We start from the raw sequence: 14,586 nt of genomic DNA, 5'->3' as shown, positions 1-14,586 counted from the left end.
GCCTAAAAAAGGACAGGTGCTTTTCCTCAAAAACACTCAATTATAAATTTTTCCCAGCAGTCCAACCACCATCAATTACAAAATTAGAACCAGTAATAAAGCGGGCCTGATCAGAAATCAAGTACTCAATACATGAAACAATATCCTGCGGCAACCCCCAAGTATCTAAAGATTGATTACTTTTTATCATAGACATCAAAGCTGTATTACTAAAGTATTCTTCTGTAAGTTCAGTTCTAATAACACCGGGAGAAATGCTATTCACCCTTATATTTTGCTTCCCAAATTCCATAGCCATCTGTTTAGTCAATCCGATTAAAGCATGCTTTGATGCAACATAAGCAGCTCGCTCTGGTTCAGCCATTAATCCAGAAACCGATGCTATATTCACAATACAACCTTTTATTTTCGATTCACACCATCGCTTAGCTACTTCCCTAGAAAGGATAAATGGGGCTACTAAATTTACATCAATTACTTTTTTAAACATATCATCGGATAAATGTAAAACAGGTGTTATCTCTCGAATACCAGCTGCATTTATTAATATATCAGGAGAAAGCTTTTCTAAATCTAATTGAGTAAAAAGATTATGAATCGCTTCGCTATTACTTAAATCAATTTGCACTACTTTCAAAGGCATATCTGTTTTCATATAATCTATTAAGTTATTATTATTAATATCAAGCGCTATTACATGAAATGATTTTTCTAAAAAGTATTTTATACAAGCATGACCTATACCGCTATTGGCTCCAGAAATCATAATTATTTTATTCTCTCTCATTTTGTCTCCTTATAAGAAAATGTTACTAATAAAATATCACGAAAAGCTTCAGTACTACATTCTGTTCCAAGTGGCGTTACGGCATGGAAGACCTTTTGTCCAAATACTAAAGTTTCTAAAGGCTCCTTCAAACTTATAAACTGATTAATTTCCCGTGGAGAATTAGCTATTAAATTATCTCCGCCAATAGCTGTATTACTTAAATTCATAAGGTGTAAAAACACTACTGGTTCATCATCTTTATGTAACCAAATAGGCGAACTAAAAGATGGTCTTTCTTTAGTAGCTTTATACCTTACTTGATGTAACCCTATAATTAAATCTTTACTTGTATCTATTATATTTGTTTTAAATGCAAATTCAGTATCGAAACGCACGATATTTTGAATTAAAGGATTATATAAAAAGCTATCATTTATGCTATTGAACTGTCTAACTTTCCCGCCATCGTCATAGTTATATTCTTTAGATTGGAAGTAATCATTACTATTATCTAAAATATAATCTGGTGAATCAACATACTTTATATACCTTGAATAAGATCTAGCACGGCATTCACCGTACGCATCATCTTCCAAATTATAATAATCTAACTGTGCTTGTGTTAATAAACGATGATTCTCTTCCTCTTGTAAAAAGATTTCATTTGAGATTTCAAGGAATCCTTTAGATTCAAATTCATGTACCTTTTCTTCTATGCTAAAGCCACTCATTTTACTAAGAACAAACGTCATTATAAAAACCTCCACACTATTGTATTTTTCTATCTCACCCTATGTTAGAAATGCAATAAGTAACCGAGATTCTTGCTTAATAAAATTAAAAATTATGATATTCAATTAATACACCAAATGAAATATACGTAATTCATTAAAATTATTTATTAAGCAATATTATATATCCTTTTGGATATTTTTTCTAATTATCTGAAGATTTATCAACATTAGTCTTAATATTCAAAAATAAAGAAATAGATTTTTCAGAAAGATAAAACTGCGCGTATTGCAATTATTTATGTATATAACTTTTTTAAAAATTATATTTTAAATATAGCTAGTTTTTTATAAATTTTTTGATATAATTACATACGGGAAAAGGGAAGAATTTTGTCTTCCCTTGTGTTTTTATTTGCATCTAGTACTTTTGCTAGATGCTTTTTTTTATGCTAAAAAAGGTATCCTCAAATACTTTGAGGATACCTTTTCACCTTTATTATCTCTGCTGTTTTCTACCTAATATGAGTAATCCAAAACTCATCATTACAAGAAGTGCTCCCATATATGGTTCCACAGGCATTTTCTGCCCTGTCTTCGGTAATTCTTTTTCAAGTTTCTCTGGATTCGGTGTTCCAGGCTTTTCTGGATCTGGTGTTCCAGGTTTTTCTGGATTCGGTGTTCCAGGCTTTTCTGGATCTGGTGTTCCAGGCTTTTCTGGATCTGGTGTTCCAGGTTTTTCTGGATCTGGTGTTCCAGGCTTTTCTGGATCTGGTGTTCCAGGTTTTTCTGGATCTGGTGTTTCAGGTTTTTCTGGATCTGGTGTTCCAGGTTTTTCTGGATCTGGTGTTTCTGGGCCTGGTGGCGCTAAATGATTCAATTTGTTTAATACTTCTAATTGAACTGCATTTATCATTCCATTTGTAATTTCAAATGGAATTGGATTAGTTAATTTTTCATATCCTTTTGGTGCTTCTACTTCTACTAGTGTGTAGTTACCTACAGATAGATCTGTGATTTTTGCCTTTCCATCTTTATCTGTTGTTACTTTCACTACTATTTTTCCCTTTTCATCATGAACTTCAAACACAGCTCCTGATAAGACTTCCTTGCTTTCAGCAGCCATTTTTGTAATCTCCACTGAACCTTTGTCTAACTGTTCATTCTCTACTTGCAATGATAAGACTTTCGTCATACCTTTTGTAATTTCGAATGAAACTGGCTTTTCTAGTGGTTTGTAGCCTGCTGGTGTTTCTACTTCTACTAACTCATACTTTCCAATAGATAAATCTGAAACGTTTGCTTTTCCTTCTTTATCCGTTGTTACTTTTGCAACTACTTTTCCTTTTGAGTCACGTACTTCAAATACAACATTTTCTAATGGTGCTTTACTGTCTTTATCTATTTTTGTGATTTCTACATTCCCCGTATCTACCATTTCATTTTCTACAGTGAACGTTAAAGATTTTGTCATACCTTTTTTAATTTCAAATGGTACAGGCTTTTCTAATTTTTTGTAGCCTGGTAAACTCTCTACTTCTACTAACTTGTACTTTCCTACTGATAAATCTGAAACTGTTGCTTTTCCAGCTTTATCTGTCGTTACTTTCGTTACTACCTTGCCTTTGTCGTCTTGAACTTCAAAGACTACACCTGCTAACGGTGCCTTATTATCTTTATCTATTTTTGTAATTTCTACATTTCCCGTATCTACCATTTCATTTTCTATGTTTAATGATAGAATTTCTGTCATACCCTTTTTAATTTCGAATGATACTGGCTCTGTTAGTTTTTTGTAGCCTGGTAAGCTTTCTTTCTCTACTAATTTGTACTTTCCTACAGATAAGTCTGAGATTTTTGCTTTACCATTTTTATCTGTTTTTACTTCCGTTACTACTTTTCCTTGTTCGTCTTGTACTGCGAAGACTACGTCTTCTAATACTTTTTGACTATCTTTATCTACTTTTGTGATTTCTACTGAACCTTTGTCTAACTGTTCATTCTCTACTTTTAATGATAAGACTTCTGTCATACCCTTTTTAATTTCGAATGATACTGGCTCTGTTAGTTTTTTGTAGCCTGGTAAGCTTTCTTTCTCTACTAATTTGTACTTTCCTACAGATAAGTCTGAGATTTTTGCTTTACCATTTTTATCTGTTTTTACTTCCGTTACTACTTTTCCTTGTTCGTCTTGCACTTCGAAGACTACGTCTTCTAATACTTTTTGACTATCTTTATCTACTTTTGTAATTTCTACTGAACCTTTATCTACTAGTTCATTCTCTACTTTTAGTGATAAGACTTCTGTCATACCTTTTTTGATTTCAAATGATACTGGTTTCGCTAGTTTTTTATATCCCGGTAAGCTCTCTACCTCTACTAGCTTATATTTTCCTACTGATAAATCAGCAATCTTTGCTTTTCCTTCTTTATCTGTCGTTACTTTTGTTACTACTTTATCTTTTTCATCTTGCACTTCGAATGTTACGCCCGCTAATACTGCGCCACTTTCTTTGTCTACTTTTGTAATCTCTACTGAACCTTTATCTAACAGTTCGTTCTCTACTTTCAATGATAAAACTTTTGTCATACCCTTTTTGGTTTCAAACGATACTGGTTCTGTTAATTGTTTGTAGCCTGGTAAGCTTTCTTTCTCTACTAATTTGTACTTTCCTACAGATAAGTCTGAGATTTTTGCTTTACCATTTTTATCTGTTTTTACTTCCGTTACTACTTTTCCTTGTTCGTCTTGTACTTCGAAGACTACGCCTTCTAATACTTTTTGACTCTCTTTATCTACTTTTGTGATTTCTACATTTCCCTTGTCTAACATTTCGTTTTCTACTGTTAAAGCAAGAGATTTTGTCATGCCTTTTTCAATTTGGAAAGTAATCGGATCTACTAATTGTTTATATCCTTTTGGTGCTTTTACTTCTACTAACTTGTATGTGCCGACTGATAAATTAGTAACTTGTGCTTGTCCTTTTTTATCTGTCGTTATTTTAGCGACTACTTGTCCTGCTTCATCTTGAATTTCAAAGACTGCATCAGCTAAAGCATCTTTATTTTCTTTATCTACTTTTGTAATTTCTACATTTCCTGTATCCACTAATTCATTTTCTACTGTTAGCTTTAGCGCTGTTACTCTACCCTTTTCAATTTCGAATGAAATTGGCTTTTCTAGTGGTTTGTATCCTGCCGGTGTTTCTACTTCCACCAACTCATACTTCCCGATAGATAAATCTGAAACGTTTGCTTTTCCTTCTTTATCCGTCGTTACTTTTGCAACTACTTTTCCTTTTAAATCACGTACTTCAAATACAACATTTTCTAATGGAGCTTTACTATCTTTATCTATTTTTGTTATCTCTACATTCCCTGTATCCACCATTTCATTTTCTACTTTTAATGATAGAACCTCGGTCATGCCTTTTTTGATTTCAAATGATACTGGTTTTTCTAGCTTTTTATAACCAGGTAAACTTTCTACCTCTACTAATTCATACTTTCCTACAGGTAAATCTGAAACATTTGCTTTTCCATCTTTATCTGTCGTTACTTTTGTAACTTCATTACCCTTTTCATCTTGGACGATGAATGTTACTCCCGCTAACGGTGCTTTATTATCTTTATCTATCTTTGTTATCTCTACATTTCCCGTATCTACCATTTCATTTTCTATTTTTAATGATAGAACTTCAGTCATGCCTTTTTTGATTTCAAATAATACTGGATCTGTTAGTTTCTTATAGCCTGGTAAACTTTCTTTCTCTACTAATTTGTACTTTCCTACTGATAGATCTGAGATTTTTGCTTTACCATCTTTATCTGTTTTTACTTCCTTTACTACTGTTCCAGCTTCATCTTGCACTTCAAAGACTACGCCTTTTAATGCTTTTTTGTTGTCTTTATCTACTTTTGTAATTTCTACTGAACCTTTATCTAACTGTTCATTTTCTACTTTCAATGATAGGACTGTTGTCATACCTTTTGTAATTTCGAATGATACTGGTTCTGTTAGCTTTTTGTAGCCAGGTAAACTTTTCGTCTCTACTAATTTGTACTTCCCTACTGATAAATCAGAGATTTTTGCTTTACCATCTTTATCTGTTTTTACTTCTGTTACTACTTTGCCTTGCTCATCTTGCACTTCGAAGACTACGCCTTCTAATACTTTTTGGCTATCTTTATCTATTTTTGTAATTTCTACTGAGCCTTTGTCTAACTGCTCATTTTCTACTTTTATTGCTAAAGCTTTTGTCATACCTTTTGTAATTTCAAATGGTACTGGTTCTGTTAGCTTTTTATAACCTGGTAAGCTTTTCGTCTCTACTAATTTGTACTTTCCTACTGATAGATCTGAAACGTTTGCTTTTCCATCTTTATCTGTTACTACTTTTCTTACTACTCCATCATTCTCATCTTGGACTTCAAATTCGACACCCGCTAATACTGCCCCGTTTTCTTTGTCCACTTTTGTGATTTCTATATTCCCTTTGTCAACCATTGCATTTTCCACTTGTATTGGGAATATGCCGTCCCCTGTTACATTTACTTCGAACTCTGTTTCTTTTAATTGGTATCCTTCAGGTGCTTTCGTTTCTTTTAAAATATATTTTCCTAGTGCTAACGGTTTAGAGGTTGCCTTACCATCTTTATCTGTAACAATATGTTCGACTACTACACCGTCTTTTACTATATCAAACTCTGCATTTGCTAATGGTTTTTCACCATTTTCCGAATCAATTTTCTTTATTTCAATTTGACCCTTTTGCACAGTATTTTTAATTTCAATTGTTTTTGTTTCTCCAGCTTGAAGTGTAACCTCTACTGGGCTTGTTAATTTTTGATATCCTTCTGGTGCTACTGTTTCATAAACTTTATACGTCCCCGGAGCTAAAGTTTGAAATACTGAAAAACCTTTTTCGTCCGTTGTCAGTTTTGCAACAACTTCATTTGCACTATTTCGAACTTCAAATTCGGCACCTTTTAACCCTTTGTTCGGATTCTCAGAATCTATTTTATGAAGCGATACTGTACCATCTTTTGGAGCTTCAGGCGGTGTAATAGTTACTTCTTTTGATGTTAATGTTTTATCATCAAAATGTAATTCCGCTTTATTAGGAATCTTCTTATCTACGTAAGAAGATAAGTCTGCATTATTTTTAATTTTCGCCTTGATACTAAGATTAATTATCTGGTCTTCATATGACTTATAGTCAAAATTCTCATCAAACGTAAATGTTACTTCACTTCTTTGTTTATCTATCTTTAGCGTTCCTTTAGAAGTAATATCTTGGCCATTTTGATCATACACTTTTGCCTCTAATACTTCTAAAACATCTTCTAAATCATCACTAATTACCATTGATGTGTATTTAGGAGGATCGTTTGGTATATGTGTACCAACTTGATATTGAATAACTTGATTCATTTGTGTTAGCTGCTCATTCTCTACAAGCTTGCCATTCTCATCAACTATATTTTTTTCAATGCTAGGTGGATTATCGTCACCTGAACCGGTTCCCCCTCCACCACTTACAAATACTTGTCCTACTTTTTCTTCAGTTTTAATATTTTTACCTTCTAATTTCACAGTATTTTTATGAGGCTTTGCAGCAGGATTAGTAATCTTTGTTTTATATCTTAAAATATAACCTTTTGAACTGTCTGGAAATTCAATTGTAAATCCAGCCTTTGTTGCATTTATTTTAATGTTAGATAAATCTGCTGGCTTAATATTTGTTGGTGCATAACCATCTTCAAATACAGCCTCTTCTAATACTACGCTGTCTGTAATTAACTCATGCCCAGGTCCTAATGTATCTGTTAATTTAAGATCTTGCATTTCTGTTCCAGTCGCATTTACATATACAAGCCAATCAGCAATGGACGGATCTTCTTGATTATAAGAACCCCATTTCAATAGATTATCTGTATTGGGCTGTGGCTTCGGTCTCTCTGTAGTATTACTTACATTTACTTCTTTATTTACGATTTGACCATCAACGTTAAATTCTAATGGAATTTCTTTAACACCATCATATGCTTCTAGACCAAAGTAGAATTCTACGAATAAAGAACCTTTAATGTTATTCTTTCCTTCTACGTAATCACCCATAGTACACGTTAATAGACCCTTTTTCATCTCACATGTACCAACTGTTTTTCCTTCAGCATCTTTTAAAGGAAAACTCATATTCATAAGGTCTTTTCGAAACTCTTTTGGCATATCAATTGTGAATTGATCTCCACTTTTTATTTTTTCTTTAGCTGACCACTTCACTTCTACTTTCATACCATCTGAGGCTTGATATGGTTCAGATGTCGTGCCATCAGTACGGGAAATATTAATTTCGTCCACTGGACTTTTCATCACAGCAGCTTGAATAACTGGAGCCCACACATTCAGCACTGAAAATAATACTAGAAAAACTAATGAAACCATTGAAATATGTGTTTTAGTACTTTTCATTTGCATAGTTCCCTCCTATTTTTTTATATTTATATAACAAAAAAAGACCGTCCGGTTGCATCAAAAATGTGCAACCAGACGATCTTAGTAACCAATATGTATTACCGTAGACTCTAAGCTTTGCGGCCTATCCTTTCGAATAGTGTGCTAAAAATATCTTTTATTCTTTTTTTGTTTCATTTTCCTCTTAAACCAAATATTACTATACCGTCTGGACGGTTATAATTCAATACTCTATAAAATTGTTCTATTTTTCTAATAAAAAAAATAATTCACCACTACATTAAAGAAGCAATGGTGAATCATTTTAAAATTATATAGTTCGTATATTCTATTTATATGAATTACTAATAAGAGCTTGAATCACTTTTTCTCTTAACTCGGGGCTTAGTCTTCCAACCCCTAAATATTCCGAATACCATAATCCATCTGCTGCTAATCTAATAATTGTTGCACAAACTGAATCTATCTCATCATTTTCTATATTTTTTTGCAGTTGCTGAAATGATTGTTGTAATGGCTCAAGTAATTCAGGTTTTAACATGAGTGCTGCCATCATACTGCTAGACAACTCTTCTGTTCTTCTCTCATTACTTAATCTTTCCTCTACAAAAGAGCGAACCCATCTCCCTTTCCTCTCTGAGTCTTCCGCTACTTTATTGTAAATGGCCCCTTCATAATCCTCTACCCCTCGGACTATCATACCTTCTATTAAAGCTTCTTTATTTGAAAAGTGATACAATAATCCACCTTTGCTTAAACCCGCCTCTTTTGCCACTGCTTCTAAAGTTAATTTAGCAACCCCTTTACATTGTACAATTTGAGAAGCGGCCGCCAAAATCTTTTGCCGCGTTATGCTTATACTCATTCCTTTTTAAAACCCCATTTCTACTAAATTTATATAAATACGAATCTTATTTTTAATATTGTTGATTACTACTAAGTATTTTCTTTATACAACAAAAGCTTCATTACCTTTGAATTTTTAGTTACTTATTCTATTAAAAATTTCCATATCATTCAATATGATAACATCAAATACACAACATTGACTATACATCTATACTTTCATATTCATTCCTAATATATCCATTAATAAAATTTACCGATTTAGTCCTTCTTATTACTTTATAAGACGGCAGTAATTCTTTCAGCACTAAATAAAAAATGTTATTACTCCCATTGAATTGAGTAATAACATTTTACTTAACAAATTCGCTGCCAACTAGCATCCTTCACATCTTCACTAGTCGGTTTTCTAACTGATCCAATAAAGTGAAACTTTATATCCGCAACATGGACAGGTGTATTTCATTTTGTCACTCCATTATTAACTTGTTTTCCCATATATTCCGAATCACAAAGAATGTAACAGCACAAATCATAGTTATCCCCATGAAAAATGTATTAGAATCTTCATATGTAGTTGGAATGCCTACCGTTACGAAAACAATACTAAAAGCTAAAAATAGATATAATAATAAAGATATAATATAGCTTAGTTTAAATCGTAAAATGATACCTCTAAACAATAGCTCACCAAGTAGACAGCCACCTAAAATAATAGGTACTCCGAAATACAATGTAAGGACTCCCATTTGCTCAGTAGATTGAATTATCTTTCCAATTATGTTCGGCGAAACCAGCTCACTATTGTTTCCCATCCTATCATATAAATCAAGTGCTGTTGCTGAAATAAAGAAACTTAATATAGAAAATGAATACGGTATTAAAAATTTGCTCACTCTCATTCACCTCGCTTTTTTCTTTACATATATTATTCATTATTTCCTATCATTTTCACATAAAAAAATAACCCTCTATGATAAAACATAGAGGGAAGCATTTCTATATAAAAATCTATACCTTATCCTGAAGTGAATCCCGAAAATAGGACAAATATCAAAACACCTAAACCATCTGCTATCTGCTCCCTACATTCTTTAGGGTAGATAGTTTATATGTTTTATTAGAAAGTAGTGCCTTCTTTTTTATAATATTCTTTTGAAATCTCTTCATAAAATGCGGCTGATGTCGCGTAGAAATAAGGTGCTAACCATAAGAAACCGATTCCTATAGTAAGAATACTTAATATGAACCAGCCTAAGAAACTTAAGCATAGTAAAAAGTAATCCATTTTATGTCCATTCATCATATGACGACTCTCAGTAATTGCTTGATTCGCTGTATATTCTGGATGATCATTCAAAATAAAATATGTCATAGAATAAGAAAATGATTTAATAATACCTGGAATAATAAGAAGTAATGTCCATAGAGTCAAGTATACATACATTAGTAAATATGTTAAAAACGACTTCATCAACTTACTTCCATCGCTAAACCATCTAAATATATGACCAATGCGAGCATCAGTCCCACGAATTGCATTTAAAACAAGATAATAGGCACCTATTGTTAATGGACCAATAACAAGCATTACAATAATACTTACTGTAAGTGAATCACTTGCTTCTTCCCAACCCCAAAATATCGAAAAAATACCTGTGGTTAGCATTTCAACAGCTCCAATAAGGATCCCGATTAATAAGGTTGCCCCTACCGCTAATCCCCATCTTCCTTTTAATGCATCAAGTGCTTCTCTTTTCAACTGACTTATCATATATAACCTCCTAATACTATTTATATTTTAGTATACCATTTATATCAAAAACCCCATAGATTTTCCTTAAATAGAAGCAAATTACCTTTTTTCATATACTGTAGTTGTACTAATATATGGATTAAACCACTCTTTTCCCTATAACAAAAAAGCTTGCCCTTCATAATAGGCAAGCTTTCTCTGGTTAATTCTCACTTAACTTCTTCTTATACCAATCCTGCATTCTCTCCGCATCTTCTACTCTCGTATGCTCTATTTTGTAACTAGATGATGCACTCGAAAACTTATACGTACATAAATCCGCACGGCGCTGAAAATATGATTGTGTCTTCTCCATTGATTGGACATGTCTTCTTCTAATAAGTCCTGTATATTTTCCGACGCTACGATAGACAAGTGTAATTTGTTCTCCGTTAACACTGTAACCATTTGTTTTAAATGTTGCGTATCCAAGTGTAAAGATAAGGATTGCGAGCGGAATTAATGCCCACATGATGAAGTGCTTTTCAGAGTATATACTTATTCCAAGAAGCGGGATTGCTAGCATTGCGAAGAAGATAAAACTATCAATGAGATAGCGGCGCAATGCTGCTTTTGGTAATGCAATAATGTTTGCATTCAGTTCGTATGGTAATTGTAAATGGGCGAGTAACTGTTGTACTCGATCTTTTCGAATGATTGGGTGCAGTGTAACCTTTTCTTTTTCGTCACCCATTCCTTTACTTTGAATGACTTCTACTTGCACAGCACAATAACCGAATGGTTGGCGTAAAATACTTTCTTTTATCGTAATACCTTGAATACGATGCAATTTTAGTACGAGCTCTTTTTTCTCAAGTAATCCTTGTGAAATGCGAACTTCGTCATTTCTTCGATTCACTGTGAAATCGCCATGTTTTAACGCGTAACCGATTGTAGATATAATCCAAGAAAGAACGAGTAAAATGGCTACCATGAAAATCCAGCCATATATATCATGTTCCATTACATACGACTTTACGCCATTCTCTATCCATTTCGGAATGTACTTATCTACTTGGTGATAAACGAAAAAGATTAAAGAGAATAATAGTCCAAATTGACCAGATGTAACAGATGCTAATAAAATCTCTTTCCAAGTTAATTTATATTCTGTCGTTTGTTTTTCCTCTGTAACAATTGCTTTTTCTACTACATTTTCTGTTGCTTCGTCTAACGTTCCTTCTGCTTTCACTTCTGGAGTTGGCTCATTTAGCAAAGCAATAAGCTCCGCCGCTTCTTCTGCCGTAATACCAGCTAAGCTAACTTCTGCTTCATCGCCCCCACCAGCTGTTTCAATCTGAATTTTTTTCAAACCGAGCATTTGATATAGTACGTTAGAACTTGTATTAATCGTTTGAACACGTTCTTTATTTAAGTAGCTTTCCTTTTTCACGAAGAGACCTTTTTTCACATGTAATACGTTATTTTCAACCCAATATGTTGTGTAATACCATTTTTCAAATGCTGAAAAAACGGTGAGTAAACCAAATGCTGCAGGAATTAAATACCAAAACGGGAATTTTCCGTTTAAGCTAAACATGAAAATAATGAGTGGTATAAAATCTGTTATTTTTAATTCTAATAACATCGTGATTGGATGCTGCCTCTTATACATCCTCATCACTCACTTTCGCTAATTCTGCGATTTTCGTTTTCAACATTTCTGCTTCATACATCGTTAAGCCTGGGATGCTGTGAGAAGTTGCTGCCGTTGAAATGTGTAATTCTGCTAAGCCATATTTTCTCATAATTGGTCCTTGTTCAATCGTTACGTGCTGCACACGAATCATCGGTACTAATACGCGCTTTACGACAAAAAGACCATGCTGAATTTCAAGTTCTTCTTCATTTAGTTGGTAGCTGTAATAACGTTGACGTAGTTTCGGGAATAAGAAGTACGCAAATGGTGCGAACACAACTGTTAGCCCAATCATCACATACAAAATCCACGCCCACCAATCAAACTTTATCATGAGGAAAAGGTAAGCTAAAATAACGAGTATACCGATCCCTTCTTCAATTACAGCACGAACTTTCCACACCTTGACCATGTCAGGGTGAATTTCATTTTTCAATGGATCCATGTAACCACTCCAAATCTAGTAATCTAATATATGAATTCTCTCAATCTATATTTTACGTAACTTTACAGAAAATTGAAATTTAATCTTCTTTCTTCTCAGGAATAAAATATCCGAACCAAAGTAGCCAAATGAAACCGATTAACTTCATCCAATTTCCATCCGCTTGAAAAGCTTCAATCATACCTGGTATTTTATAAACCCCAATAAATCCAAGAAAACCGAGCCACCAGTTTTTTTGCATTTTCATTTTTACTCCTCCTTCATGACGTTTTTCACATTTCGAATCCAAATTTCTTTATACTTTAACTGGAATCCCATGAGCATATAGTTGCTCATATTATCGATCACGAGTGCTAGCGTATGAGCATTTTCTTCCGTTTCATGTTGTGACACTACGTCAAGTTCTACGCCTTTCTTCAATAAATCGTGGAAACCATTTAAGAAATCTTCTTGTATTTCAAATAAGCGTTTCTGATACTTTTCATTTCGCGATGCAGTTACGATAAATTCGTTGATAACGCGTAATATCCCTTCTTGCCCTTCATATTCAGAGAGCATATGTAAACCATCAGCAATTAACTTTTCTGCAAAGTTTTCTTTCGTATATTGCTCTTTATCGAAATAACTCACGAAATGATATCCAGAGAAAATTTCTTCAAATAAAAAATCGATTAACGCTTCTTTAGAAGAAAAATGATAATAAATAGCCGGTTTTGAAATACCTACCTCTTTCGCAATCATGGAAAGACTCATCTTCTCAATGCCGTGTTCTGCCATAAGTTTAAATGATGCCTCTACAATGTTTTGCGATGTTTGTAAATTCTTCGTCATACTGTACCTCACTTGTTTTTACTTACCGGTCGGTAAGTAAATTATAAAATAAAACGAAATGATTTTCAATTTAGTTAGCGTTCTAGAAGGTGTTTATTGGAAATTACAGAAAGTTATAAAGTAAAAGCAACATATAACAATAAGGAGGATATCATATGGGACTTGGTGGTAATGGCGGTAGTGGTGGTAATGGCGGCGGTGAAGCAGGACAAGCTGGTAAGAGCGGATTTTCATTAATCATTGTACTTTTTATCGTATTGATTATAGTTGGAGTTAGCTATATCGGACTTGGCTTCTAAGAAAAGGCGTCCTACGTTACACATGTAGGACGCCTTCTTTTTAATCCCTATTCAGCAATCGCATACGATAACAATTCATCGTCACTTCTCCAAGTCTTTGTAGCAATTGATAGTTCGCATATGCGCCGACTGGGGCACCGATTACCGGGACGAGCTGAAGCATTTTTGCTAAATCGATATAGTCTCGGTATTCTGTTTGGAACTTTTCCCAGTCCATATGATTTTCTTTTTCTGTATCCCACGTTTCAATTGCTTTCCATATTTCTTTTCTGTGATTGTCACTTGAAAAGGCGAGCTGGAAAACGTGAAGGATAAAAAGACGCTCTTCTTGTTTACTCGTATCAAATCCGTACAACGTTGCTGCATCGAATAAAAATTTAATTTTAATTGTAAGTAGAAGCGGAAAGTCAGCAAGACCGAGGAGAATACCGCCAGCCCCCGTCCCTGCCCCTTCTGCCGCTGCTATTTTTTTGTACTCATCCATTTTTTTACGTACTTCATCGTCTCGTCTTTGCAATGACCATGTCGTCTCTTTTAGCTTCGGCTTTATAAAGTTTGACCCGGCGCTGATCGTTTGCACCATCATACGAATCGTCTCTGTTAGTACCTTTTGTACTTTCGCCGGAATGAGCTGTTGCACTTTCGTCTGCACTTTTTTGGAGAACCGTGTCATCATAGAAGAATCTTTCATGAATGTAGCTTTCCACTGCTCCAATTCTTTTATAACCTTCTCTTCGTATGTAATCATGGGTT

The 14,586-nt window shown here is 33.8% G+C and carries 12 protein-coding genes and 1 riboswitch; of the genes, 1 reads left to right on the top strand and 11 read right to left on the bottom strand.

Annotated features, from left to right (window positions below):
- Window positions 1-40 precede the first annotated feature (40 nt).
- The 10 genes from NST86_RS05650 to NST86_RS05605 form a co-directional block, all read right to left on the bottom strand.
- On the bottom strand, window positions 41-787 hold the full coding sequence (locus NST86_RS05650; protein ID WP_001208941.1) for an SDR family NAD(P)-dependent oxidoreductase: 747 nt from the start codon (window positions 785-787) through the stop codon (window positions 41-43).
- Complete coding sequence (locus NST86_RS05645) at window positions 784-1,521, bottom strand: 2OG-Fe dioxygenase family protein (RefSeq protein WP_000144820.1); 738 nt, start codon at window positions 1,519-1,521, stop codon at window positions 784-786. Before NST86_RS05645 ends, NST86_RS05650 begins: the two co-directional genes overlap by 4 nt.
- Window positions 1,522-1,999: 478 nt before the next feature.
- Window positions 2,000-7,981: a SpaA isopeptide-forming pilin-related protein gene (locus tag NST86_RS05640; RefSeq protein ID WP_340933318.1), complete on the bottom strand. Its 5,982-nt coding sequence runs from the start codon at window positions 7,979-7,981 to the stop codon at window positions 2,000-2,002.
- A gap of 60 nt (window positions 7,982-8,041) precedes the next feature.
- Window positions 8,042-8,134, bottom strand: a riboswitch (cyclic di-GMP riboswitch).
- A gap of 172 nt (window positions 8,135-8,306) precedes the next feature.
- Entirely contained in the window at window positions 8,307-8,843 is a 537-nt protein-coding gene (locus tag NST86_RS05635) for a TetR/AcrR family transcriptional regulator (protein ID WP_000028010.1), read from the bottom strand.
- Between the two features lie 451 nt (window positions 8,844-9,294).
- A complete protein-coding gene (locus NST86_RS05630) occupies window positions 9,295-9,720 on the bottom strand; it encodes a hypothetical protein (RefSeq protein WP_033682783.1) in 426 nt (141 codons plus the stop codon).
- A 224-nt stretch (window positions 9,721-9,944) separates the two neighbouring features.
- Window positions 9,945-10,598 carry a DUF975 family protein gene (locus tag NST86_RS05625; protein ID WP_000625399.1) on the bottom strand — a complete coding sequence of 218 codons (654 nt, stop codon included), beginning with the start codon at window positions 10,596-10,598 and terminating at the stop codon, window positions 9,945-9,947.
- 184 nt (window positions 10,599-10,782) lie between these two features.
- Window positions 10,783-12,234 (bottom strand): PH domain-containing protein, encoded by a 1,452-nt coding sequence (locus NST86_RS05620; RefSeq protein WP_098389533.1) that lies wholly within the window; start codon window positions 12,232-12,234, stop codon window positions 10,783-10,785.
- Complete coding sequence (locus NST86_RS05615; protein WP_000371357.1) at window positions 12,227-12,703, bottom strand: PH domain-containing protein; 477 nt, start codon at window positions 12,701-12,703, stop codon at window positions 12,227-12,229. Before NST86_RS05615 ends, NST86_RS05620 begins: the two co-directional genes overlap by 8 nt.
- Before the next feature lie 79 nt (window positions 12,704-12,782).
- Window positions 12,783-12,950, bottom strand: coding sequence for a hypothetical protein (locus NST86_RS05610; RefSeq protein WP_000783813.1), 168 nt, complete (start codon window positions 12,948-12,950; stop codon window positions 12,783-12,785).
- Window positions 12,951-12,952: 2 nt separating this feature from the next.
- Window positions 12,953-13,534, bottom strand: a complete 582-nt coding sequence (locus tag NST86_RS05605; protein ID WP_000164831.1) for a TetR/AcrR family transcriptional regulator — start codon at window positions 13,532-13,534, stop codon at window positions 12,953-12,955.
- A gap of 155 nt (window positions 13,535-13,689) precedes the next feature.
- On the opposite strand from NST86_RS05605, the gene NST86_RS05600 reads away from it, so the two are divergent.
- Entirely contained in the window at window positions 13,690-13,833 is a 144-nt protein-coding gene (locus NST86_RS05600; RefSeq protein ID WP_000522760.1) for a YjcZ family sporulation protein, read from the top strand.
- A gap of 40 nt (window positions 13,834-13,873) precedes the next feature.
- Here the strand turns inward: NST86_RS05600 and ecsC are convergent, their stop codons facing one another.
- Window positions 13,874-14,581, bottom strand: a complete 708-nt coding sequence (gene ecsC, locus NST86_RS05595) for an ecs operon protein EcsC (RefSeq protein WP_000634143.1) — start codon at window positions 14,579-14,581, stop codon at window positions 13,874-13,876.
- Window positions 14,582-14,586 lie beyond the last annotated feature (5 nt).

This window comes from Bacillus sp. FSL L8-0199 (assembly GCF_038005705.1).
Lineage (GTDB): Bacteria > Bacillota > Bacilli > Bacillales > Bacillaceae_G > Bacillus_A > Bacillus_A cereus.
This window is presented reverse-complemented; position numbering and strand designations above follow the sequence as displayed.

What these genes read in the sequence shown, in the direction of transcription:
- NST86_RS05650 (WP_001208941.1), bottom strand. Translation starts at nt 787, where the DNA reads ATGAGAGAGAATAAAATAATTATGATTTCTGGAGCCAATAGCGGTATA.
- NST86_RS05645 (WP_000144820.1), bottom strand. Translation starts at nt 1,521, where the DNA reads ATGACGTTTGTTCTTAGTAAAATGAGTGGCTTTAGCATAGAAGAAAAG.
- NST86_RS05640 (WP_340933318.1), bottom strand. Translation starts at nt 7,981, where the DNA reads ATGCAAATGAAAAGTACTAAAACACATATTTCAATGGTTTCATTAGTT.
- NST86_RS05635 (WP_000028010.1), bottom strand. Translation starts at nt 8,843, where the DNA reads ATGAGTATAAGCATAACGCGGCAAAAGATTTTGGCGGCCGCTTCTCAA.
- NST86_RS05625 (WP_000625399.1), bottom strand. Translation starts at nt 10,598, where the DNA reads ATGATAAGTCAGTTGAAAAGAGAAGCACTTGATGCATTAAAAGGAAGA.
- NST86_RS05620 (WP_098389533.1), bottom strand. Translation starts at nt 12,234, where the DNA reads ATGTATAAGAGGCAGCATCCAATCACGATGTTATTAGAATTAAAAATA.
- NST86_RS05615 (WP_000371357.1), bottom strand. Translation starts at nt 12,703, where the DNA reads ATGGATCCATTGAAAAATGAAATTCACCCTGACATGGTCAAGGTGTGG.
- NST86_RS05610 (WP_000783813.1), bottom strand. Translation starts at nt 12,950, where the DNA reads ATGAAAATGCAAAAAAACTGGTGGCTCGGTTTTCTTGGATTTATTGGG.
- NST86_RS05605 (WP_000164831.1), bottom strand. Translation starts at nt 13,534, where the DNA reads ATGACGAAGAATTTACAAACATCGCAAAACATTGTAGAGGCATCATTT.
- NST86_RS05600 (WP_000522760.1), top strand. Translation starts at nt 13,690, where the DNA reads ATGGGACTTGGTGGTAATGGCGGTAGTGGTGGTAATGGCGGCGGTGAA.
- ecsC (WP_000634143.1), bottom strand. Translation starts at nt 14,581, where the DNA reads ATGATTACATACGAAGAGAAGGTTATAAAAGAATTGGAGCAGTGGAAA.